Consider the following 26554-nt stretch of genomic DNA (forward strand, 5'->3'; position numbering starts at 1 on the left):
TTTCCATTTTTTGGTTAGACCTTAGCCTATTTATATAAGGAGTGTATAAAGCCGTACACTAACCCACATAATATTCACGATCAAAATTTGTCCATTGATGTTCACAAACACTACTGAAAGAGTAAATTTCGCATCTGCTAAGAACATACCGGATTACCCGGATTTCTTGGACATTCAGATAAAATCGTTCCAAGACTTTTTTCAGCTTGAAACAAAATCTGATGAAAGAGGAAACGAAGGTCTCTACAATACCTTCATGGAGAATTTTCCAATTACTGACACCAGAAACCAATTTGTACTTGAGTTTTTGGATTACTTCATAGATCCACCCAGATATTCCATCCAAGAATGTATTGAGCGTGGACTTACCTATAGCGTTCCCTTAAAGGCACGTTTAAAATTATACTGTACCGATCCAGAGCACGAAGATTTTGAAACCATCGTGCAGGATGTGTACTTGGGAACAATTCCATACATGACGCCTAGTGGAACCTTTGTGATCAATGGTGCCGAAAGAGTAGTGGTTTCCCAATTGCACCGATCTCCAGGGGTTTTCTTTGGACAGTCGTTCCACGCGAACGGTACAAAATTGTATTCAGCCCGGGTAATTCCTTTCAAGGGATCTTGGATTGAATTTGCTACCGATATCAATGGTGTAATGTACGCTTACATTGATCGGAAGAAAAAGTTGCCGGTAACCACCCTTTTCCGTGCCATTGGATTTGAAAGGGATAAGGATATTTTGGAAATCTTCGATCTATCCGAAGAAGTAAAAGTTTCCAAAGCCGGACTTAAAAAAGTATTGGGCCGCAAATTGGCCGCCAGGGTGTTGAACACATGGCATGAAGATTTCGTGGACGAGGATACCGGAGAAGTGGTTTCCATCGAACGTAACGAGATCATCCTTGATCGTGATACCGTTTTGGAAAAAGAGCACGTGGATGAAATCATTGATGCCGACGTGAAGACCATTCTACTTCACAAGGAAAACAATGCGCAGTCAGACTATGCCATTATCCACAACACATTGCAAAAAGACCCTACCAACTCAGAAAAAGAAGCGGTAGAGCATATCTATAGACAATTGCGTAATGCTGAGCCGCCAGATGAAGAGACCGCTCGTGGCATTATCGAGAAATTGTTCTTCTCCGATCAACGTTACTCTTTGGGTGAGGTAGGTCGTTACAGAATGAACAAGAAATTGGGCTTGGACATTGGTATGGACAAAGAGGTTCTTACCAAAGAAGATATCATCACCATCATCAAGTATTTGATTGAGTTGATCAACTCCAAAGCGGAGATTGATGATATCGATCACTTGTCCAACCGACGTGTACGTACTGTGGGCGAGCAATTGTCCTCTCAGTTTGGTGTAGGTTTGGCACGTATGGCACGTACCATTCGTGAGCGTATGAACGTTCGTGACAACGAGGTATTTACCCCGATTGACCTGATCAACGCAAAGACCTTGTCTTCTGTGATCAACTCCTTCTTCGGAACCAATCAGTTGTCCCAGTTCATGGACCAGACCAACCCATTGGCTGAGATTACACACAAAAGAAGATTATCCGCCCTTGGACCAGGTGGTCTTTCCCGTGAAAGAGCCGGATTCGAGGTGCGTGACGTTCACTATACCCACTACGGAAGATTGTGTCCTATTGAGACCCCTGAAGGACCAAACATTGGTTTGATCTCTTCCCTTTCCGTATTTGCGAAGGTGAACAATATGGGCTTCTTGGAAACCCCTTATCGTAAAGTTGAGAATGGAAAAGTAGATACGAAAAACCATATCTACTTGAGTGCAGAGGAAGAAGAGGGAATGAAGATTGCCCAAGCCAACATTCCATTGGCCAAGGATGGAACCATTGAAAGGGAAAAAGTAATTGCCCGTGAAGAAGGTGATTTTCCTGTGGTGGATCCTGCTGAAATTCAATATACCGATGTTGCTCCCAACCAGATTGCATCCATCTCCGCTTCCTTGATCCCATTTTTGGAGCATGATGATGCAAACCGTGCTTTGATGGGCTCCAACATGATGCGTCAGGCTGTACCCTTGTTGCGTCCAGATTCGCCAATCGTGGGTACTGGTTTGGAAAGACAGGTGGCTACAGATTCTCGAGTATTGATCAATGCCGAAGGCGATGGTGTCGTGGAATATGTGGATGCGCAGAAAATCACCATTAAATATGATAGAACCGAGGAAGAGCGCTTGGTAAGCTTCGAAGAAGATTCCAAGACCTACGATTTGGTGAAGTTTAGAAAAACCAACCAAGGTACCAGCATCAACTTGAAGCCTATCGTTAAAAAAGGCGATAAGGTGAAAAAAGGTCAGGTACTTTGTGAAGGGTACGCTACTGAAAAAGGTGAATTGGCCTTGGGTAGAAACATGAAGGTGGCCTTCATGCCGTGGAAAGGATACAACTTTGAGGATGCCATCGTAATCTCTGAAAAAGTGGTTCGTGAGGATATTTTTACCTCCATCCACATTGATGAGTACGCGCTTGAAGTTAGGGATACCAAGTTGGGTGCTGAAGAGTTGACCAATGATATTCCAAACGTTTCCGAAGAAGCTACCAAAGATTTGGACGAGTACGGTATGATTCGTATCGGTGCCGAAGTGAAGCCTGGTGATATTTTGATCGGTAAGATCACCCCTAAAGGTGAATCTGATCCTACTCCGGAAGAAAAACTGTTGCGTGCCATCTTTGGTGACAAGGCCGGTGACGTAAAAGATGCTTCCTTGAAAGCTTCTCCATCATTGAGTGGAGTTGTTATCGATAAGAAATTGTTCTCACGTTCCATCAAAGACAAGAGAAAACGTTCCGAAGATAAAGAGGCTATCTCAAGATTGGAGATGGACTACGAAGTGAAATTCCAACAATTGAAAGATGTATTGATTGAGAAATTGTTTGGATTGATCAACGGTAAAACATCACAAGGTGTTATCAACGATTTGGGTGAAGAAGTACTTCCAAAAGGAAAGAAATACACCATTAAAATGTTGAACGCTGTTGATGATTTTGCCCACTTGGTAGGTGGTAGCTGGACAACGGATGACGATACCAATGCTTTGGTGGCCGATTTGTTGCACAACTACAAAATCAAGTTGAACGACATTCAAGGAAACCTAAGAAGGGATAAGTTCACCATCTCTGTTGGAGATGAACTTCCCGCCGGTATCATGAAGTTGGCTAAGGTCTATATCGCCAAAAAACGTAAGCTGAAAGTAGGTGATAAAATGGCGGGTCGTCACGGTAACAAAGGTATCGTGGCACGAATTGTTCGTCAAGAAGACATGCCGTTCTTGGAAGATGGAACCCCTGTGGATATCGTATTGAACCCACTAGGTGTACCTTCAAGGATGAACATTGGTCAGATTTACGAAACCGTTTTGGGTTGGGCCGGACAGAAATTGGGCCAGAAATATGGAACTCCAATTTTTGATGGTGCCACGTTGGACGAGATCAACGAGCTTACCGATAAAGCGGGTGTACCTAGATTTGGACATACCCACCTTTACGACGGTGGAACAGGTCAACGTTTTGACCAAGCTGCTACCGTTGGGGTGATCTATATGTTGAAATTGGGTCACATGGTAGACGATAAAATGCACGCACGTTCCATTGGACCATACTCATTGATCACACAACAACCATTGGGTGGTAAAGCCCAGTTTGGTGGTCAGCGTTTTGGTGAGATGGAGGTTTGGGCATTGGAAGCCTACGGTGCTTCATCAACCCTACGTGAAATCTTGACCGTGAAGTCGGATGACGTTATCGGAAGAGCCAAGACCTATGAATCCATTGTAAAAGGCGAGACCATGCCAGAACCTGGATTACCAGAATCTTTCAACGTATTGATGCACGAACTTAAAGGTTTGGGCTTGGATATCAGATTGGAAGAGTAGAACACTATTTACATTAATTATATCATCACCATATTGTTATGGCTAGAATAAAAGATAATAACGCACCAAAAAGGTTCAATAAAATTTCCATAGGATTGGCCTCGCCAGAGTCAATCTTGGCCGAGTCCCGTGGCGAGGTATTGAAGCCTGAAACTATTAACTATAGAACGCACAAACCAGAGCGTGATGGATTGTTCTGCGAGCGTATCTTCGGTCCTGTTAAGGATTACGAATGTGCCTGTGGAAAGTATAAGCGTATCCGTTATCGTGGTATCGTTTGTGACCGTTGTGGTGTTGAAGTAACGGAGAAAAAAGTACGTAGAGACCGTGTGGGGCACATCAACTTGGTGGTTCCCGTGGCGCATATCTGGTACTTCCGTTCACTGCCAAACAAAATAGGATACCTTTTGGGATTGCCTTCCAAAAAGTTGGATATGATCATTTACTACGAAAGGTATGTGGTCATCCAGCCTGGTAATGCCAAAGGTCCAGAAGGTGAAGAGATCCAAAAAATGGATTTCTTGACCGAAGAGGAATATTTGAACATCTTGGAGTCCCTTCCTTCGGAAAATCAATATTTGGAGGATAATGACCCCAATAAGTTCATTGCTAAAATGGGCGCCGAATGTTTGATTGACCTATTGTCCCGAATCGATTTGGAACAATTGTCATACGAACTTCGTCACAAAGCCAATACAGAGACATCAAAGCAGCGTAAAACCGAGGCCTTGAAACGTCTTCAAGTTGTTGAGGCCTTGCGGGAATCCCAAGGAAACAGGGAAAACAACCCTGAGTGGATGATCATGAAGGTGATTCCGGTGATTCCACCAGAATTGCGCCCATTGGTGCCATTGGATGGTGGTCGTTTCGCCACTTCGGATTTGAACGACTTGTACCGTAGGGTAATCATTCGTAATAACCGTTTGAAGCGTTTGATGGAAATCAAGGCGCCAGAGGTGATTTTGAGGAACGAAAAACGTATGCTTCAGGAAGCTGTGGATTCTCTTTTTGATAACACAAGAAAAGCCTCTGCGGTTAAAACTGAATCGAACAGACCCTTAAAATCCCTTTCAGATTCCTTGAAAGGGAAACAAGGTCGTTTCCGTCAAAACCTTTTGGGTAAACGTGTGGATTACTCTGCGCGTTCCGTAATCGTTGTTGGACCGGAAATGAAATTGTATGAATGTGGTCTTCCAAAAGATATGGCAGCCGAACTTTACAAGCCTTTCATCATCCGTAAGTTGATTGAAAGAGGTATTGTAAAGACCGTTAAATCTGCCAAGAAGATTATTGACAAAAAGGAGCCTGTAGTTTGGGATATCCTTGAAAATGTCCTTAAAGGACACCCTGTATTGTTGAACCGGGCCCCCACATTGCACCGATTGGGTATCCAAGCGTTCCAGCCTAAACTTATTGAAGGTAAGGCGATTCGTTTGCACCCATTGGCCTGTACCGCATTTAACGCGGATTTTGATGGGGACCAGATGGCAGTTCACTTGCCATTGGGACCAGAGGCCATTTTGGAAGCGCAACTGTTGATGTTGGCTTCTCAGAACATCCTTAACCCAGCCAACGGTTCTCCGATTACCGTACCTTCCCAGGACATGGTTTTGGGATTGTATTATATGACCAAGGAGAAGAAGTCCACCAAAGAAGAGCCTGTATTGGGTGAAGGACTTACTTTCTATTCTTCGGAAGAAGTGGAGATTGCCTTTAACGAGCGGAAGGTTGCGTTGAACGCAGGTATCAAAGTTAGGGCGAAGGACTTTAACGAAGCCGGTGAATTGGTCAATCAAATTATTGAGACCACAGTAGGTCGTGTATTGTTCAACACGGTTGTGCCAGAACAAGCAGGGTTCATCAATCAAGTATTGAACAAGAAAGCCCTTCGAAACATTATCGGGGACATTCTTGCTGTTACCGATGTTCCCACCACGGCTGAATTCTTGGATAAAATCAAGTCCATGGGATATGATTTCGCCTTTAAAGGAGGGTTGTCCTTCAGTTTGGGAGATATCATCATTCCAGCGGAAAAACAAGATATGATCAATGATGCAAATGAGCAGGTTGATGGTATTATGATGAACTATAACATGGGTCTTATCACCAATAACGAGCGATATAACCAGGTTATTGATGTTTGGACTTCAACCAACGCTATGTTGACCGAATTGGCCATGAAGCGAATTCGCGAGGATAAACAAGGATTCAACTCGGTGTATATGATGTTGGATTCTGGCGCGAGGGGTTCCAAAGAGCAGATTCGTCAGTTGACCGGTATGCGTGGATTGATGGCTAAGCCTAAGAAATCCACTGCAGGTGGTGGTGAAATTATTGAAAACCCGATTCTTTCGAACTTTAAGGAAGGGTTGTCCATTTTGGAATACTTTATCTCTACCCACGGTGCGCGTAAAGGTCTTGCGGATACCGCTTTGAAAACTGCGGATGCTGGATACTTGACCCGTCGTTTGGTGGATGTTTCCCAAGATGTAATTATCAATATTGAGGACTGTGGTACACTTCGAGGAATTGAAGTTGAACCATTGAAGAAGAACGAAGAAATTGTTGAATCCCTTGGAGAGCGAATCTTAGGTAGGGTTTCATTGCATGATGTCTATAATCCGTTGACAGAGGAATTGGTTCTTAAAGCTGGTCAAGAAATCTCTGAAGCTGATGTAAAACGTGTTGAAGCCGCTCCAATTGAGAAAGTTGAAGTACGATCCGCCTTAACGTGTGAGGCGCCTCAGGGAATCTGTGCAAAATGCTACGGTAGGAACTTGGCCACCAATAAAATGGTGCAGCGAGGAGAAGCTGTTGGTGTTGTTGCTGCACAATCCATTGGTGAGCCCGGTACACAGTTGACCTTGCGTACCTTCCACGTGGGTGGTATTGCAGGAAACATTTCCGAAGACAATAAATTGGAATCCAAATTTGATGGTATAGCCGAAATCGAGGATCTACGATTGGTTGAAGGAGAAAACAGTGAAGGTGGAAAAACCAACATCGTTATTTCCCGAACCTCTGAAATCAAGATTGTGGATGCCAAAACAGGAATAACATTGAGCACCAATAACATTCCTTATGGTTCCCAATTGTTCATTAAGAATGGCGCTAAGATCAGTAAAGGAACCTTGATTTGTCAATGGGATCCGTACAACGGTGTCATTGTTTCTGAGTTCACAGGGCAAATAGCCTATGAAAATATTGAGCAAGGGGTTACCTATCAGGTTGAAATCGATGAGCAAACCGGTTTCCAAGAAAAAGTAATTTCTGAATCAAGAAACAAGAAATTGATTCCAACCCTGTTGATCAAGGACGGTAAAGGAGAAACTCTACGTTCTTATAACTTGCCAGTTGGCTCCCACTTGATGGTGGACGACGGGGAGAAAATTAAGGAAGGTAAGATTTTGGTGAAAATACCACGTAAATCAGCCAAAGCAGGAGATATTACAGGTGGTCTTCCAAGGGTAACCGAGTTGTTCGAGGCTCGTAACCCATCCAACCCAGCTGTTGTTTCTGAAATTGATGGTGTGGTTTCCTTCGGTAAGATCAAGAGAGGTAACCGAGAAATCATCATCGAATCCAAAACCGGTGAGGTGAAGAAGTACTTGGTGAAACTTTCCAACCAGATTTTGGTGCAGGAGAACGACTACGTTCGCGCTGGTATGCCATTGTCAGATGGTTCTATTACGCCAGAGGATATCTTGGCAATCAAAGGACCATCTGCTGTTCAGCAGTATTTGGTGAACGAGGTTCAAGAGGTGTACCGTTTGCAAGGTGTGAAAATCAATGATAAACACTTTGAAGTTGTGGTACGTCAAATGATGCGTAAGGTAAAAATCGAGGATTCTGGAGATACCACTTTCTTGGAAAATCAATTGGTGCACAAAGACGACTTTATCAATGAGAACGATGAAATCTACGGTAAAAAAGTTGTTGAAGAAGCCGGAGATTCAGAAAGATTGAAGCCAGGACAGATTATTACCGCCCGTGAATTGAGGGATGAGAACTCTATTCTACGAAGAGAGGACAAGACCTTGGTAACGGCAAGGGATGCGGTTGCCGCTACGGCTACTCCAATCCTGCAAGGTATTACAAGAGCGTCGTTGCAGACCAAATCATTTATCTCTGCTGCATCGTTCCAGGAAACCACCAAAGTGTTGAACGAAGCTGCCGTAAGCGGTAAAGTAGATACACTGGAAGGATTGAAGGAGAATGTAATTGTTGGACACAAGATTCCTGCCGGTACCGGTATGAGGGATTATGATAGCATCATCGTAGGATCCAAAGAGGAGTACGATGAAATCATGGCCCGAAAAGAGGAATTTAAGTTCTAATTATAAAATAAGCAAAACCCTGGCCTCACCGTCAGGGTTTTCTTTTATTATTTTGAAACGTAAGTATCATGGCTGACAACAAGCAAGATCAAAAACAAAAGCAAATCAATATAGAGTTGGATGAGAAGACCGCAGAAGGGATTTATTCCAATTTGGCAATTATCAACCACTCTGCATCAGAGTTTGTGGTTGATTTTATTAGCATGATGCCCGGTGCTCCCAAGGCAAAGGTGAAAAGCAGAATTGTGTTGACGCCACAACATGCCAAAAAGTTCTTAAAGGCATTGAGCGACAATGTGGCCCGTTTTGAACAGGCACATGGTCCCATTCAAGATTACGAACAACCTTCTATTCCGTTGAATTTTGGACCAACAGGAGAAGCATAAAAAAAGGCCCTGATTTTTAAATCAGGGCCTTTTTATTTTATGAGGTATCATTTCAACCAACCTTTTTGAATGCCCTGTTTTGAAAAGAAAATCAGATAGATTCCTATAATCACTACAATAATGGGCATGGTATAGGTAGATGGCCCAAATGCTTCAACCGCGCCAGAAATAAAAAGCCAATGGATGAACTGCGCCACGGCGGTTATCAATGAAACAATAAAAAGAGGCTTAGCCCATTTCTTGCATAGCAAAAGCCCAATTGAGCCAATTAATCCTGTGAAAACTGCAAGGGCAAAGGCTGCAGTGGCCCAAGCTGGAATACCTTCAAAAGCTTCACGTTGGGCTTGGTCCATACTTTCTAAAATAGCTACTTGGTTAAAAGCTTGATTGAGATAGTTAAAAACACCCATTAAATTCCATAGAAGCGCGATAACGCTAACCACCCAGAACCAAACAGGCGGTTTTGCAGATGTATTCATAATTCTTTTATTTATTGGTTATCCTCTACAAAGTACAAAAAAATGACATACATCTCTTCCAAAGAATTCATTTTCAGAAGAATATGGGTTCAAATAACTTTTACAAAGTGAGCTGGGAAGTTGCTGGAAAAGCTTGGAATCAACCTTTATTCAAACTCCGAAGTATAGTGTAGCTTCACTGAAGGATATTTTTGCTGGGTCATTTGCAATGAGAATGGTGAATCGGCCAAGAATACCAACTGACCTTTCTTGTCCGTTGCCAAAAACTTTTGTTTTACGCGTTTAAATTCTTGGAACTCTTCATTTTTTGGATCTTCAGGTTCCACCCAGCAAGCTTTGTGCACCGGGAAATTTTCATAAGTGCATTTGGCCCCGTATTCGTGCTCCAATCGGTATTGGATGACTTCATATTGAAGAGCTCCTACAGTTCCGATTATCTTTCTACCGTTCATTTCCAGCGTAAACAACTGGGCCACACCCTCGTCCATGAGCTGGTCTATACCTTTATATAGTTGCTTGGCTTTCATGGGGTCTGCATTGTTGATGTACCTAAAATGTTCTGGTGAGAAACTTGGAATACCTTTATAATGCAATTCTTCTCCTCCGGTCAATGTATCCCCGATCTTAAAGTTTCCGGTATCGTGAAGCCCAACAATGTCGCCGGGATAGGAAACGTCCACAATCTCTTTCTTTTCGGCAAAAAATGCATTGGGACTGGAGAACTTAAGTTTTTTGCCCTGTCTTACATGCAAATAAGGAGTGTTTCGTTCAAAAGTGCCTGAGACCACTTTCACAAAGGCCAAACGATCACGATGCTTGGGATCCATATTGGCATGGATTTTAAAAACAAAGCCAGAAAACTCTTTTTCATTGGCTTTGACCAAACGTTCTTCTGCCTTTTTGGGTCTTGGTGCTGGGGCAATCTCCACAAAACAATCCAAAAGTTCACGTACCCCAAAGTTGTTCAAAGCCGAACCAAAGAAAACGGGCTGTAGTTCCCCTTTCAAATAGGCTTCTTTATCAAAATCAGGGTAAACACAGTTCACCAGTTCCAGATTGTCCCTAAGATTTTCGGCGGCCTCTGTTCCAATAATTTTTTCTAGTTCTGGACTATCAATATCATCAAAGGCAATGGTTTCTTCGATGTTCTTTTTACTGTTTCCGCTAAAAAGATTGATGTTTTTCTCATAAATATTGTAGATGCCCTTAAAATCATAACCCATGCCGATGGGAAAGCTTAAAGGGGTTACGGTCAGGCCCAATTTCTGTTCTACCTCATCCAAAAGGTCAAAAGCATCCTTTCCCTCTCGGTCCAATTTGTTGATGAACACAATCATGGGGATGTTTCGCATACGGCAGACTTCCACCAATTTTTCGGTTTGTTCCTCCACACCTTTCGCCACGTCAATCACCACAATAACACTGTCCACAGCAGTCAATGTCCTAAAGGTATCTTCGGCAAAGTCCTTGTGGCCAGGAGTGTCCAAAATGTTGATTTTCTTGTCTTTATACATAAAAGCCAAGACAGATGTGGCCACGGAAATTCCCCTTTGGCGTTCAATTTCCATAAAATCACTGGTAGCGGACTTTTTTATTTTGTTGCTTTTTACGGCCCCTGCCTCTTGTATGGCTCCTCCAAACAAGAGGAGTTTTTCGGTCAAGGTGGTTTTACCTGCATCCGGGTGTGAGATAATCCCAAAAGTCCTGCGTCTTGCTATTTCCCTTTCAAAATCCATCGACAAAAATTTCGGCAAAAATAGGGGAAATATAACTTATGTCACCCATTTGTTACAAGATAGATGATTGTTGATATCGTTGGAAAAAAATGAGAGAAGTATGAGGGTGTAAAACAAAAAAGTAAAGTACTTTTCGCCTTTGCTGCCGTTTCTTAGAAGATTGCAAAAAGCAAATTTCTTATGAGAACCCGGTATTGGAAGTAATGTGGTAACTAATAATGCGTAATACGCTTTTTGTCGATTAAAATAGGCGATTAGCTACAAAAGCATTAATTATGTGACCATTATTATTCTAAGGTGTCATAATACATAGTGTGGCACTATTTTAACAAGAAAATCCCCAATTTTCTTACACTTACGAGAACTGCTGGCCATGGTGATTAGTTGACCAAAACTTATCATTTATGGAAAAAATTACTTTCTTGAATTTTAGAAAGAGCCTATTGGTATGGTTTCTTTCAATTTTGGGATTGCCCATATATTCCGCTCCTGCTTTACCACTTGAAACTTCTGGTAAAGCAATTTTCGCCAAGCACACATTTCTGGTGTATACGGATGTTGATACGGATGGAGATGGTGTGCCCGATGTCGTGGATATTGATGATGACAATGACGGTATACTAGACACTGTTGAAGGTCTGGATGATGCTGACGGAGATGGAATCCTCAACCACTTGGATATTGATTCGGATAACGATGGTTTGTTCGATAATTATGAGGCTCAAGGCCCATTTTCGTTCAATTTGCCATCAGGTGTAGATGTGGATGGTAATGGACTTGATGATAGTTATGAGTCTTCTCCCGGTGCAGGTGAGGGCATAATTCCAATCGATACTGACAAAGATCAAATACAGGATTATTTGGATATTGACTCGGACAATGATGGCATACTTGATCAAAATGAATCCAGTGTCCTGAGTACGGATTATGACTGTAGCACCGTGCCCAACCTTAATTTTGGCACAACACCTATTTTGGAATCAGGGGATGAACTCTCTGAGGGTGCAATGTACCGCTATCAGAATGTTACTGCTGAACTCGATGCGCTCGTGGTCATTGAAAAAGTGGTAAATGGGCAAATTGAGATTTTAGATCAGAATGCCACTGATCCCCAATTTTTCAAGCCTGAAATTTTCTTTACAACAACATCAGAAGAAAATAGGCCTTATGTGGATTTTAGAATCACATTGGTCAATTCAGGTACTAATGATCCCGTGATTCAAGAGGAATTAATAGCAAATTTCATCGATGTAGATGGAAATGAACGATACCAAGAATACAACCGCTTCAACACTCCAGCCAATTATACCATTGATCAGAACAATGAAATAACAGTTCAAAATACTTCCGGTGGGTTGTTGACTCATGGGGGTAGCCAAGAATATGATGGCATTTCCAATCAAAACCCTTCGGTAAATGTAGCCGTTGAGTTTATAAATATTGATTCGTTTGTTTTCCGTTTTGGAATTCAGGCGGATGTGACCGACAGTTTTACAACAACCGTGGCCAGACAAGCCGGTATTGAGTTTGGATGTTTGGATAACTTTATCGATCCACAGACCATCAATTTTAGTGTTGATATTGACAGCGATGGCGATGGTTATCCCGACAGATTGGATATTGATAGCGACAATGATGGTATTCCAGACAATGTAGAGGCACAGCCAACTTTTGATTATGTTCCACCAACAGGGAATGATTCTGACAATGATGGTCTCGATGATGCCTACGAAGGAGATGGTGATGCAGGTCTTGATCTTGAAGATACCGATAATGATGGTACTCCGGATTACTTAGATGATGATACCGATAATGATTGGGTGCCTGATAACAATGAAGGGAACGACTTTAATTTTGACGGTATTCCAGATCAGCAATTTACGGGAATGGATACAGATGGTGATGGTCTTGATGATGGTTATGAAGGTAGCGATGTGAATGATGGTTTTGATGTGAATGATGAAATTGATAATCCAGCTACAGATTTACCGGATAGGGATGGAACGGAAGATGTTAACTATCGCGATATTGATGATGATGGTGATGGAATTGATACTCCGGATGAGGATGCTGATGATAACGGCGACCCTACCAACGATGATACCGACGATGATGGCACTCCGGATTATTTAGATCCAAAGGATAAAGATTCCGACGGTGACGGAGTTACTGATGATGACGAAGAGGATGACGGAACAGACCCACAAGATCCATGTGATTTTATTTTGAGCAGTCAAACTGTGGATCCTTCAGAGGAATGGAAGAATACGGATTGTGATGGTGACGGTGTCACCAATGAGGATGAAGTGGACGATGAAACCGACCCTTTGGATCCTTGTGATTACAAACCAGAGAGTGTTACCTTAACGCCTACCGCTGAATGGGAAGCTCTGGACTGCGATGATGATGGAAATCCAAATGGGACCGACCCCAATCCACTTGTAGCAACAGCAGTCGATGATTCCGGATCAACGCCTGCACTTACAGAAGTGGCCATAAATATTCTGGAGAATGATGACTATTTACCGAACAATGATGGGAACAATGTTGGTGTAACAGAGTTGATAAGAATTGGTGGTAGCGCTACAGGAAATGTTTCCTTTGATGCAGAAACCGGTGTTATGACCTATACGCCAACCGAATCAGAATCCAATTCCACGGTTACGGTGGTGTATCAAGTGTGCAATGTTATTCCTGACCCAGCAGTTTGTGCTTCGGCAACGGTGACCATACAGGTTGGGCCCAATGCAATAGACGCAATTGACGATTCCTATTTGATTGAAGCTTCAGATGGAGGGGTGATTTTGGATGGCAATGTGTTGTCCAATGATACGTTGAATGGAGAATTGGTTACTTTGGAAGAAGTACAGCTTACCTCTACAGCTACAAATGGGTTGACAATCAATGTAGATGGAAGTATAAGTGTTGCCCCAGATACTCCTGAGGGAATCTATACAATTGATTATACCATTTGCGAGATAGCCAATGTGGATAATTGTGATACCGCTACGGTAACTGTGGAAGTAACGCCGGGTATGGCCAATGTGATTGATGCAGTGGACGATTCGTACAGTGCTGATGGAAACGGCGGTGCAATTACGGATAGCAATGTACTTTCCAATGATACGTTGAATGGAGAATCCGTGACCTTGGAAAATGTACTGCTTACCTCTACAGCTACAAACGAGTTGACAATCAATGTAGATGGAACTATAAGTGTTGCTCCAGATACTCCTGAGGGTACTTATACCATTGACTATACCATCTGCGAGATAGCCAATGTGGATAATTGTGATACCGCTACGGTAACTGTGGAAGTAACGCCGGGTATGGCCAATGTGATTGATGCAGTGGACGATTCGTACAGTGCGGATGGAAACGGCGGTGCAATTACGGATAGCAATGTACTTTCCAACGATACGTTGAATGGTGAATCGGTCACCTTGGAAAATGTACTGCTTACCTCTACAGCTACAAATGAGTTGACAATCAATGAAGATGGAAGTGTCAGCGTAACGCCTGGAACACCAGAGGGAACTTATACCATAGACTATACAATTTGTGAAATCGCCAATGTGGACAACTGCGATACCGCTACGGTAACTGTGGAAGTAGGTCCCGGTACTATTAATATTATTGACGCCATGGATGATGGATACACTTCGGACAGTCTTGGAGGGCCAATTTCAGGCAGTGATGTATTGGATAATGATACCCTTAATGGAGAACCAATTTCGCTTATTGATGTGATATTGACCTCGGCCTCGGCCCCTACCGGCAATCTGACTATAAATCCGGATGGAAGCATCACAGTCGCACCCGGATTGGAAGATGGGGAATATACCATTGAATACACCATTTGTGAAGCAGCCAATCCAGATAATTGTGATACGGCTACCGTGACCGTTGTAATAGAGGACATTGCCGTTAACCAATTGGTGACACCAAATGGAGACTTAAAGAACGACTTCCTTTTCATTAGGGGGGTAGAGAAAATAAAATCAAGTACCCTCAAGATTTTTAACCGATGGGGTACAGCGGTGTATGAAGGCAAGGACTATAACAATATCAATAATGTATTTGATGGCCGTTCAAGAGCTAAATCAGCGGTAGGAAATGACAATTACCTTCCGGCAGGGGTATATTTTTATATTTTTGAATACGTTACGGAAAGGGGCAGTTTCACAGATTCCGAATACATATATATAAGCAGGTAACAATTGATGTAGCATGATCAAGAAGCACATTTTAATTCCAATTTTATTCATAGGATTTGTATTTCAGGGGCTTGTGGCCCAACAGGATGCACAGTACACCCAGTACATGTTTAATACATTGACGGTCAATCCTGCCTATGCTGGCTCTAGAGGACAATTGAGTTTTGCAGGACTATATCGATCACAATGGGTTGGTCTTGATGGCGCTCCCGAAACGTTTACCCTCAACCTTCATTCCCCCATTCGAAACAGCAGATTGGGCTATGGGGTATCTGTGGTAAATGACAATATTGGTGATGGCGTGGTACAACAGACCTATTTGGATGCTGTAGTCTCGTATACGTTGGAATTTGCAAGGGAAGCAAAACTTTCCTTTGGATTGAAAATGGGAGGGAACATGATAAGCTTGGACTTTAATGGACTCCGAAATTTTGGTAATGAGGTGGTGCAGCAAGACAATATTGATAACCGGTTTACGCCCAACTTTGGTTTGGGGCTATACTATCATACAGACAAGTTTTATGTTGGGGTCTCGGCGCCGAACATTTTGGAAACGGAATATTTTGACAATAGTGGCGGTGATGCAAATTCGGTAAATTTCCTGTCGGCACAGCAAATCAACCTGTATTTAATAACAGGATATGTCTTTGATATAGGAGCTGACCTGAAGTTTAAGCCCGCATTGCTGACCAAAGCAGTTGGGGGGGCGCCACTGCAAGTTGACATTTCGGCCAATTTCCTGTTTGCAGATAAGTTTAGCTTTGGTGCAGCGTACAGATGGGATGCTGCGGTAAGTGCCCTAGCAGGCTTTCAAATAACCGACCAGCTTATGATCGGTTTGGCCTATGACAGGGAGACCACCGAATTGGGAGGGACTCAATTCAATGATGGTTCGTTTGAAATATTCCTGAGATTGGAGTTGTTAAAATCATTTCAAAGAACGGTATCACCCAGATTCTTTTAATATAGTTAAGGATGTTAAGAAGAATACTCATATTTCTTATTGTGTTTTCAGTTTGTGCGGCAAACATGCTTGCACAGGACAGTATTCCAGATCGGCGACAGGCCAAGGTAAAAGCAAAGGCAGATGAGCGATATGAGGAATATTCTTTTAGACCGGCCATCGATATCTATAAAAAAGTCTTGGACAAGGGCTATGTGTCCTCCGATTTGTTGAAACGGCTTGGTAACTCCTATTATTTCAATGCCCAATATGAAGAGGCGGCCAACATTTATAAAAGACTTGAGGAGAATTTTCCGGATAAAATAAGTCCTGACTATATTTTTCGATATGCCCAAAGTTTAAAATCACTGGGAAATTACGACGAAGCCACCCGAATGATGGAAAAATTCAGGGAAATCACCTCCACCAAAGGGGATTTTGATGAAGATTACATGGCCAAAATCGAGGCCAATTCAGGCCGATATTCTGTAAAGCCCTTTGCATACAACAGTAGGTACTCGGATTTTGCAGCTTCTTTTTATGAAAAAGGACTCATTTTTGCTTCAGATCGAGATACGGGTAACCTAGCTCGTTATCGGCATACATGGAACTCAAAAGACTTTTTAGACCTCTACAAGGTCAATGTGGACAGTATATCCAATGATCGCGTGGTAAAATTGGAAGGTGATGTAAATACGCGTCTCCATGAATCTACAACAGCTGTCACCAAGGATGGGTCAACCCTGTATTTTACCAGAAACAATTTTTTGGATGGAAAAAAATACAAGGATGAAAGCGGAATCATCCGCCTAAAGATTTATAGTGCAGAATTTATTGATGGTGAATGGACCAATGTAACCGAGCTTCCATTTAATAATGATTCCTATTCAGTGGCGCACCCTGTGCTGAGTCCAGATGGAAAAAGACTGTATTTTGTTTCCGATATGCCGGGAAGTTATGGGGAATCCGATATCTTCATGACCGAAATTATAGGAGATGGTACCTATGGCCCAATTGTTAACTTGGGTGAAAACATCAATACGATGGCACGGGAGACCTTCCCATCCATTACAAAAGATGGAGTGCTGTATTTTTCTTCCGATGGGCACCAAGGTTTGGGAGGATTGGATGTCTTCGCCACCAAAATAGCCTTTGATGATTTTGACCAACCCGTGGTAAATGTGGGTCGACCCATTAATAGCCCATTGGACGACTTTGCCTATATTTTTAATCCTGAAACCAAGAAGGGCTATTTCTCTTCCAACAGGGAAGGTGGCATGGGTGAGGACGATATTTATGAATTTGTGGAGAACGAACCCCTGGTCTTGGATTGCATTCAAGACGTGACTGGTACGGTAAGGGATCGTATATCCAACGAGGTTTTACCCGGAGCTACGGTTATGGTCATTGATGAGGAAAACAAGGAGGTTTCCTCTACCATTACAGATTCCAAGGGGAATTATACTCTGCAGTTGGATTGTTCCAAAGGCAATTTCGTTAGGGCCTCCCGTGACGGTTACGTCCCAGCAGAGGAATACCTAAATATATCGGATGGCAAACCAAGAATCATCGACTTTTATCTTGAAAGGGATGTGGTTACCGGTGGATTTGGGGACGATTTGGCTAAATTGCTCCAATTGAGTACCATCTATTTCGATTTGAACAAGTACAACATACGCCCAGATGCAGAAATAGAAATTCAGAAAGTGATTGTGGCGATGGAAAAATACCCCAGCCTAAAAATAAAGGTAAACTCCCATACAGATAGCCGTGGTGTTGATGCTTACAACCTTTGGTTGTCTCAAATGCGGGCAGAATCTACTGTCAATTATATGATTTCCAAAGGAATTTCTCCAGATAGACTTCAAGGAGAAGGATTTGGTGAAACTAGATTGGTCAACGAATGTCTCAATGGTGTACGCTGCTCAGAGGAAGAACATCAGTTGAACCGCAGATCTGAGTTTATCATATTTGAATAAAAAAAGTACTCTAGCCCAACATAAATCTAAAAATGAGACTTTTAGAGCCAAGTAGCCCTCAGATATAATGGCTTCGGCTATTTGTTTCCACACTTTTTATTTTTTCAAAAGAGATTTCAGAGCAAATATTCTGTCTACCACTTAGTTATATCCTTTTACAATCTTCAGGTTAAAATCAGGGTCAATGCTTATGATATTTAATTGACCATATTCAGGGTTCTCTGTTTTTAGGAAAACTGTAGTCTTTTTCGTATAAAATGAATTTCTTACAGCCATTGCCGTTACTGGTCTTATCGACCAATGGTCTTAAAAAAATGGTAAAAATTTATGGGCAAGACCTCAAAATAATGGGGCTATACAGTAGGATTTAGGGTATACACAACAAATATTTCTTGCCCCTATAAGTAAAGGTAATTTTGTATGGTGCTATAAAATTCGAAGTGTGCAATAAACAAAAATCACACGGAAAAACTAAGCAATAAAGATTACAAAAAACACATCAAGTACGATCCTCAACAAATAATTAACCCCATGAAAAAGAGCGTAATAGCCCTAATCCTACTTCTCTCTTCAGGAATAGCCTTTTCACAGACCACAGTTACTTTACAAGACCAATGCAATTGTGAAGTCTTAAAAGGCACCGCTGTTTCCAGCCCAGGTGCCAATACCCCAAATGGTGTGGATATGGGAGATATCTATGTCAATACCAATACGGGTACCATATACTTTTGGGATGGAGATTCTTGGGAGTTAACTTCTGCAGATGACCAACAATTGACAGGATTCACTTTTGACGGAGCAACAAATACGTTGGCATTGACATTGGAAAATGGGGGGAGTGTAAATGTTGATCTTAGTAGCCTGAGTGATGCCCTTACGGATACCAATACCACAATCACATCTTTTGGAATAGATGCAACAAATACCAATCTTGTAATTACAGATTCGGATACCAATACCTATGCAGTGGCTTTAGCTGATCTTGCCGCGTTGATTGATACGGATACTACTTTAACCGATGCCCAAGTGGCCACTGCTGTGAACAACGAGTTCCCGAATTTGGACACTGACGCTACCGATGATTTCTCGGGTGATTTCAACGACCTGACCAATTTGCCGGCCAACCTTGACACTGACAGCACCGATGATTTTGATGGTGAATGGTCCTCACTGAACAACGTCCCGGCCGGTTTTGCGGACAATATCGACAACGATACCCAACTCACCGACGCTCAGGTGGCCACTGCCGTGAACAACGAGTTCCCGAATTTGGACACTGACGCTACGGACGACTTTTCGGGTGATTTCAACGATTTGGCCAATCTACCGGCCAACCTTGATACCGATTCAACGGACGATTTCGATGGTGAATGGTCCTCACTGGCCAACGTCCCTGCCGGTTTTGCGGACAACATTGACAACGATACACAACTCACCGATGCCCAAGTGGCCACGGCGGTGAACAACGAGTTCCCGAACCTGGACACCGACAGCACCGACGATTTTGATGGCGAATGGTCCTCATTGGCCAACGTCCCTGCTGGTTTTGCCGACAACGTTGACAATGTCGACGATGCGGACAGCGACCCTGCGAACGAGCTCCAGGCGATCACCTCCACCGATGGTACGGTCACGGTGACCCCCAACGGCAACGATTTTGACCTGTCCGGTTTCAGCGGTGATTTTGGTGACCTAACAAATGTGCCCGCCAACCTTGACACCGATTCAACGGACGATTTCGATGGTGAATGGTCCTCACTGGCCAACGTCCCAGCGGGATTTGCTGATGACATCGACAATGTTGACGATGCGGACAGCGACCCTGCGAACGAGCTCCAGGCGATCACCTCCATCGATGGTACGGTCACGATCACCCCCAACGGCAACGATTTTGACCTGTCCGGTTTCAGCGGTGATTTTGGTGACCTTTCCAATTTGCCCGCCAACCTTGACACCGATTCAACGGACGATTTCGATGGGGAGTGGTCCTCATTGGCCAACGTCCCGGCCGGTTTTGCGGACAACATTGACAACGATACCCAACTCACCGATGCCCAGGTGGCCACTGCCGTGAACAACGAGTTCCCGAACCTGGACACGGACGCCACCGATGATTTCTCGGGTGATTTCAATGATCTCACCAATCTGCCAGCCAACCTTGATACGGATTCAACGGACGATTTCGATGGTGAATGGTCCTCACTGGCCAACGTCCCAGCGGGATTTGCTGATGACATCGACAATGTTGACGATGCGGACAGCGACCCTGCGAACGAGCTCCAGGCGATCACCTCCACCGATGGTACGGTCACGGTGACCCCCAACGGCAACGATTTTGACCTGTCCGGTTTCAGTGGGGATTTTGCTGACCTAACAAATGTGCCCGCCAACCTTGACACCGATTCAACGGACGATTTCGATGGCGAGTGGTCCTCACTGGCCAACGTCCCTGCCGGCTTTGCCGACAACGTTGACAACGTTGACGATGCGGATGCCATTGTAGGGAACGAGTACAACACGGGCAGCTCCATTACCGATGGTGTTATCGGAATAACCGATGGTGGCGGTACGGAACAAATAGATTTGATAAGCTCGGATGCCAATAACGATATCAGTTTTGGAACTGATGGGGCACTCTATTTGAATGTGGCCTCGGTCACCATAGCCGAGACAATCACAAATTTAGTGGATAACAATGATGGCACTGTTACCTATACCAATGAGAATGGTGCACCACAGACCGTCAACAAATCTTCTATTACGGACAATCTGGATGGCACCTATACCTTTGACAATGGGAACGGCTCGCCGGTTACTTTTATCGGTACGGACAACGATACCCAGCTCACCGATGCCCAGGTGGCCACTGCTGTGAACAACGAGTTCCCGAACCTGGACACGGACGCAACGGACGACTTTTCGGGTGATTTCAATGATCTCACCAATCTGCCCGCCAACCTTGACACCGATTCAACGGACGATTTTGATGGCGAGTGGTCCTCACTGGCCAACGTCCCTGCCGGCTTTGCCGACAACGTTGACAACGATACACAACTCACCGATGCCCAAGTGGCCACTGCTGTGAACAACGAGTTCCCGAACCTGGACACTGACGCTACCGATGATTTCTCGGGTGATTTCAATGATCTCACCAATCTGCCAGCCAACCTTGATACGGATTCAACGGACGATTTCGATGGGGAGTGGTCCTCACTGGCCAACGTCCCAGCGGGATTTGCTGATGACATCGACAATGTTGACGATGCGGACAGCGACCCTGCGAACGAGCTTCAGGCGATCACCTCCACCGATGGTACGGTCACGGTGACCCCCAACGGCAACGATTTTGACCTGTCCGGTTTCAGCGGTGATTTTGGTGACCTAACAAATGTACCCGCCAACCTTGATACCGACTCCACCGATGATTTCGATGGCGAGTGGTCCTCATTGGCCAACGTCCCGGCCGGTTTTGCGGACAATATCGACAACGATACCCAACTCACCGACGCTCAGGTGGCCACTGCTGTGAACAACGAGTTCCCGAATTTGGACACTGACGCTACGGACGACTTTTCGGGTGATTTCAATGATCTCACCAATCTGCCCGCCAACCTTGATACCGATTCAACGGACGATTTCGATGGTGAATGGTCCTCACTGGCCAACGTCCCTGCCGGTTTTGCGGACAACATCGACAACGATACCCAACTCACCGACGCTCAGGTGGCCACAGCGGTGAACAACGAGTTCCCGAACTTGGACACTGACGCAACGGATGATTTCTCGGGCGACTTCAACGACTTGACCAATTTGCCGGCCAACCTTGACACCGACAGCACCGATGATTTCGATGGCGAGTGGTCCTCACTGGCCAACGTCCCAGCGGGATTTGCCGACAATGTGGACAATGTCGACGATGCGGACAGCGACCCTGCGAACGAGCTCCAGGCGATCACCTCCACCGATGGTACGGTCACGGTGACCCCCAACGGCAACGATTTTGACCTGTCCGGTTTCAGTGGGGATTTTGCTGACCTAACAAATGTGCCCGCCAACCTTGACACCGATTCAACGGACGATTTCGATGGCGAGTGGTCCTCACTGGCCAACGTCCCTGCCGGCTTTGCCGACAACGTTGACAACGTTGACGATGCGGATGCCATTGTAGGGAACGAGTACAACACGGGCAGCTCCATTACCGATGGTGTTATCGGAATAACCGATGGTGGCGGTACGGAACAAATAGATTTGATAAGCTCGGATGCCAATAACGATATCAGTTTTGGAACTGATGGGGCACTCTATTTGAATGTGGCCTCGGTCACCATAGCCGAGACAATCACAAATTTAGTGGATAACAATGATGGCACTGTTACCTATACCAATGAGAATGGTGCACCACAGACCGTCAACAAATCTTCTATTACGGACAATCTGGATGGCACCTATACCTTTGACAATGGGAACGGCTCGCCGGTTACTTTTATCGGTACGGACAACGATACCCAACTCACCGATGCCCAGGTGGCCACTGCTGTGAACAACGAGTTCCCGAACCTGGACACTAACAGCACCGATGATTTTGATGGTGAATGGTCCTCATTGGCCAACGTCCCCGCCGGCTTTGCCGACAACATCGACAACGATACACAGTTGACCGATGCCCAGGTGGCCACAGCGGTGAACAACGAGTTCCCGAACTTGGACACTGACGCAACGGATGATTTCTCGGGCGACTTCAACGACTTGACCAATTTGCCGGCCAACCTTGACACCGACAGCACCGATGATTTCGATGGGGAGTGGTCCTCACTGGCCAACGTCCCTGCCGGTTTTGCGGATAACATTGACAACGATACCCAACTCACCGATGCCCAGGTGGCCACTGCCGTGAACAATGAGTTCCCGAATTTGGACACCGACGTTACGGACGACTTTTCGGGCGATTTCAACGACCTGACCAATTTACCGGCCAACCTTGACACCGACTCAACGGACGATTTCGATGGCGAATGGTCCTCACTGGCCAATGTCCCTGCCGGTTTTTCGGACAACGTTGACAATGTCGACGATGCGGACAACGACCCTGCGAACGAGCTTCAGGCGATCACCTCCACGGATGGTACGGTCACGGTGACCCCCAACGGCAACGATTTTGACCTGTCCGGTTTCAGTGGTGATTTTGGTGACCTGACCAATTTGCCGGCCAACCTTGACACCGACAGCACCGATGATTTTGATGGGGAGTGGTCCTCACTGGCCAACGTCCCTGCCGGCTTTGCCGATAACGTTGACAATGTCGATGATGCGGACAGCGACCCTGCGAACGAGCTTCAGGCGATCACCTCCACCGATGGTACGGTCACGGTGACCCCCAACGGCAACGATTTTGACCTGTCGGGTTTCAGTGGGGATTTTGGAGACCTTTCCAATGTGCCCGCCAACCTTGATACCGATTCAACGGACGATTTCGATGGGGAGTGGTCCTCACTGGCCAACGTCCCTGCCGGTTTTGCGGATAACATCGACAACGATACCCAGCTGACCGATGCCCAAGTGGCCACGGCGGTGAACAACGAGTTCCCGAATTTGGACACCGACGTTACGGACGACTTTTCGGGCGATTTCAACGACCTGACCAATTTACCGGCCAACCTTGACACCGACTCAACGGACGATTTCGATGGCGAATGGTCCTCACTGGCCAATGTCCCTGCCGGTTTTTCGGACAACGTTGACAATGTCGACGATGCGGACAACGACCCTGCGAACGAGCTTCAGGCGATCACCTCCACGGATGGTACGGTCACGGTGACCCCCAACGGCAACGATTTTGACCTGTCCGGTTTCAGTGGTGATTTTGGTGACCTGACCAATTTGCCGGCCAACCTTGACACCGACAGCACCGATGATTTTGATGGGGAGTGGTCCTCACTGGCCAACGTCCCTGCCGGCTTTGCCGATAACGTTGACAATGTCGATGATGCGGACAGCGACCCTGCGAACGAGCTTCAGGCGATCACCTCCACCGATGGTACGGTCACGGTGACCCCCAACGGCAACGATTTTGACCTGTCGGGTTTCAGTGGGGATTTTGGAGACCTTTCCAATGTGCCCGCCAACCTTGATACCGATTCAACGGACGATTTCGATGGGGAGTGGTCCTCACTGGCCAACGTCCCTGCCGGTTTTGCGGATAACATCGACAACGATACCCAGCTGACCGATGCCCAAGTGGCCACGGCGGTGAACAACGAGTTCCCGAATTTGGACACCGACGTTACGGACGACTTTTCGGGCGACTTCAACGACCTTTCCAATTTGCCCGCCAACCTTGATACGGACAGCACAGATGATTTCGATGGGGAATGGTCCTCACTGGCCAACGTTCCTGCGGGATTTGCTGATGACATCGACAATGTTGACGATGCGGACAGCGACCCTGCGAACGAGCTCCAGGCGATCACCTCCACGGATGGTACGGTCACGGTGACCCCAAACGGCAACGATTTTGACCTGTCCGGTTTCAGTGGCGATTTTGCTGACCTAACAAATGTGCCCGCCAACCTTGATACCGACTCCACCGATGATTTTGATGGCGAGTGGTCCTCACTGGCCAACGTCCCTGCCGGTTTTGCGGACAACATTGACAACGATACCCAACTCACCGATGCCCAGGTGGCCACTGCCGTGAACAACGAGTTCCCGAATTTGGACACCGACGTTACGGACGACTTTTCGGGCGACTTCAACGACCTTTCCAATTTGCCCGCCAACCTTGATACGGACAGCACAGATGATTTCGATGGGGAATGGTCCTCACTGGCCAACGTTCCTGCGGGATTTGCTGATGACATCGACAATGTTGACGATGCGGACAGCGACCCTGCGAACGAGCTCCAGGCGATCACCTCCACCGATGGTACGGTCACGGTGACCCCCAACGGCAACGATTTTGACCTGTCCGGTTTCAGTGGTGATTTTGGTGACCTAACAAATGTACCCGCCAACCTTGATACCGATTCAACGGACGATTTCGATGGGGAGTGGTCCTCACTGGCCAACGTCCCTGCCGGTTTTGCGGACAACATCGACAACGATACCCAACTCACCGATGCCCAGGTGGCCACTGCCGTGAACAACGAGTTCCCGAACCTGGACACGGACGCTACCGATGATTTCTCGGGTGATTTTGGTGACCTTTCCAATGTGCCCGCCAATCTTGATACCGATTCAACCGATGATTTCGATGGGGAATGGTCCTCACTGAACAACGTCCCTGCCGGTTTTGCGGACAACATTGACAACGATACCCAACTCACCGATGCCCAGGTGGCCACTGCCGTGAACAACGAGTTCCCGAACCTGGACACGGACGCCACCGATGATTTCTCGGGTGATTTCAATGATCTCGCCAATCTGCCAGCCAACCTTGATACGGATTCAACGGACGATTTCGATGGGGAGTGGTCCTCACTGGCCAACGTCCCAGCGGGATTTGCCGACAATGTGGACAATGTCGACGATGCGGACAGCGACCCTGCGAACGAGCTCCAGGCGATCACCTCCACCGATGGTACGGTCACGGTGACCCCCAACGGCAACGATTTTGACCTGTCCGGTTTCAGCGGTGATTTTGGTGACCTTTCCAATGTGCCCGCCAACCTTGATACCGATTCAACGGACGATTTCGATGGGGAGTGGTCCTCACTGGCCAACGTCCCTGCCGGTTTTGCGGATAACATCGACAACGATACCCAGCTGACCGATGCCCAAGTGGCCACGGCGGTGAACAATGAGTTCCCGAATTTGGACACCGACGTTACGGACGACTTTTCGGGCGATTTCAACGACCTGACCAATTTACCGGCCAACCTTGACACCGACTCCACCGATGATTTTGATGGGGAATGGTCCTCACTGGCCAACGTCCCAGCGGGATTTGCCGACAATGTGGACAACGTTGACGATGCGGATGCCATTGTAGGGAACGAGTACAACACCAATTTTACGGTTACCGGAGGTAATCTACGAATAACAGATGGGGGAGGTGATCTTGATGTGCCCTTGAGTTCAATAGATACAGATGATCAAACTGCATCCGAAGTAAATTCAGACAGCCCTGTGGATGTTGACGGTGATGGTAATACAGAAGCTACAGTGGAAGATGTGATTCAGGATATAGCACCGATTACTTCCAAAGCAGCAAGAATATTTTACCCACCTTCCATAGCCATTGATGCTTCTACCAATGGTATAGGACGAACAGTGGATTTATATGCTCAATATGTGGCTCAGTATGGTACTCCTTCGGTTGCAAGTGCTGGTGCACCAGCAGCTATTCCAACGTATGCTGCAACTGATCTTTATTATTACATAACCTATGCAGACCCCACAGTTTTTGCGAATATGAGCATTGATGCCAATGGCGAACTGACCTATGATATTATTGGACAGCCTGGAGATTACAATGCATTGATCAATGTTGTGTTTGTAGTAAAATAAGAATGATATAAAGACTAATCAATTTGAAGTCAAAAAACCTACATAAGTCTTTATTCATTGGATTG

The 26554-nt window shown here is 45.5% G+C and carries 9 protein-coding genes; 7 read left to right on the forward strand and 2 right to left on the reverse strand.

Annotated features, from left to right (window positions below):
• Positions 1-97: 97 nt before the first annotated feature.
• From rpoB to FG28_RS12040, 3 genes are all read left to right on the forward strand, one after another.
• Complete coding sequence (gene rpoB, locus FG28_RS12030) at positions 98-3907, forward strand: DNA-directed RNA polymerase subunit beta (protein ID WP_036383146.1); 3810 nt, start codon at positions 98-100, stop codon at positions 3905-3907.
• Positions 3908-3945: 38 nt separating this feature from the next.
• A complete protein-coding gene (gene rpoC, locus FG28_RS12035; RefSeq protein ID WP_036383149.1) occupies positions 3946-8244 on the forward strand; it encodes a DNA-directed RNA polymerase subunit beta' in 4299 nt (1432 codons plus the stop codon).
• Positions 8245-8312: 68 nt separating this feature from the next.
• The gene (locus FG28_RS12040) at positions 8313-8630 is read left to right on the forward strand and encodes a DUF3467 domain-containing protein (protein ID WP_036383151.1); all 318 of its coding nucleotides are present in this window, start codon (positions 8313-8315) and stop codon (positions 8628-8630) included.
• 47 nt (positions 8631-8677) lie between these two features.
• On the opposite strand, the gene FG28_RS12045 is transcribed toward FG28_RS12040, so the two are convergent.
• Together FG28_RS12045 and FG28_RS12050 are read right to left on the reverse strand one after the other, a co-directional pair.
• Complete coding sequence (locus FG28_RS12045) at positions 8678-9109, reverse strand: hypothetical protein (RefSeq protein ID WP_036383153.1); 432 nt, start codon at positions 9107-9109, stop codon at positions 8678-8680.
• A 146-nt stretch (positions 9110-9255) separates the two neighbouring features.
• The gene (locus tag FG28_RS12050; RefSeq protein WP_036383155.1) at positions 9256-10845 is read right to left on the reverse strand and encodes a peptide chain release factor 3; all 1590 of its coding nucleotides are present in this window, start codon (positions 10843-10845) and stop codon (positions 9256-9258) included.
• A 404-nt stretch (positions 10846-11249) separates the two neighbouring features.
• Between FG28_RS12050 and FG28_RS12055 the strand changes: the two genes are divergently transcribed.
• From FG28_RS12055 to FG28_RS12070, 4 genes are all read left to right on the forward strand, one after another.
• Entirely contained in the window at positions 11250-15062 is a 3813-nt protein-coding gene (locus FG28_RS12055) for a gliding motility-associated C-terminal domain-containing protein (protein WP_051947295.1), read from the forward strand.
• Between the two features lie 13 nt (positions 15063-15075).
• Positions 15076-16026, forward strand: a complete 951-nt coding sequence (locus tag FG28_RS12060; RefSeq protein ID WP_036383157.1) for a type IX secretion system membrane protein PorP/SprF — start codon at positions 15076-15078, stop codon at positions 16024-16026.
• A gap of 11 nt (positions 16027-16037) precedes the next feature.
• Positions 16038-17984 carry an OmpA family protein gene (locus FG28_RS12065; protein ID WP_036383159.1) on the forward strand — a complete coding sequence of 649 codons (1947 nt, stop codon included), beginning with the start codon at positions 16038-16040 and terminating at the stop codon, positions 17982-17984.
• A gap of 531 nt (positions 17985-18515) precedes the next feature.
• Positions 18516-26489: a hypothetical protein gene (locus FG28_RS12070; RefSeq protein ID WP_036383160.1), complete on the forward strand. Its 7974-nt coding sequence runs from the start codon at positions 18516-18518 to the stop codon at positions 26487-26489.
• The last annotated feature ends 65 nt before the right edge of the window (positions 26490-26554 follow it).

This window comes from Muricauda sp. MAR_2010_75 (genome assembly GCF_000745185.1).
Lineage (GTDB): Bacteria > Bacteroidota > Bacteroidia > Flavobacteriales > Flavobacteriaceae > Flagellimonas.

Coding starts and splice junctions, on each gene's coding strand:
- rpoB (WP_036383146.1), top strand. CDS start 98: ATGTTCACAAACACTACTGAAAGAGTAAATTTCGCATCTGCTAAGAAC.
- rpoC (WP_036383149.1), top strand. CDS start 3,946: ATGGCTAGAATAAAAGATAATAACGCACCAAAAAGGTTCAATAAAATT.
- FG28_RS12040 (WP_036383151.1), top strand. CDS start 8,313: ATGGCTGACAACAAGCAAGATCAAAAACAAAAGCAAATCAATATAGAG.
- FG28_RS12045 (WP_036383153.1), bottom strand. CDS start 9,109: ATGAATACATCTGCAAAACCGCCTGTTTGGTTCTGGGTGGTTAGCGTT.
- FG28_RS12050 (WP_036383155.1), bottom strand. CDS start 10,845: ATGGATTTTGAAAGGGAAATAGCAAGACGCAGGACTTTTGGGATTATC.
- FG28_RS12055 (WP_051947295.1), top strand. CDS start 11,250: ATGGAAAAAATTACTTTCTTGAATTTTAGAAAGAGCCTATTGGTATGG.
- FG28_RS12060 (WP_036383157.1), top strand. CDS start 15,076: ATGATCAAGAAGCACATTTTAATTCCAATTTTATTCATAGGATTTGTA.
- FG28_RS12065 (WP_036383159.1), top strand. CDS start 16,038: ATGTTAAGAAGAATACTCATATTTCTTATTGTGTTTTCAGTTTGTGCG.
- FG28_RS12070 (WP_036383160.1), top strand. CDS start 18,516: ATGAAAAAGAGCGTAATAGCCCTAATCCTACTTCTCTCTTCAGGAATA.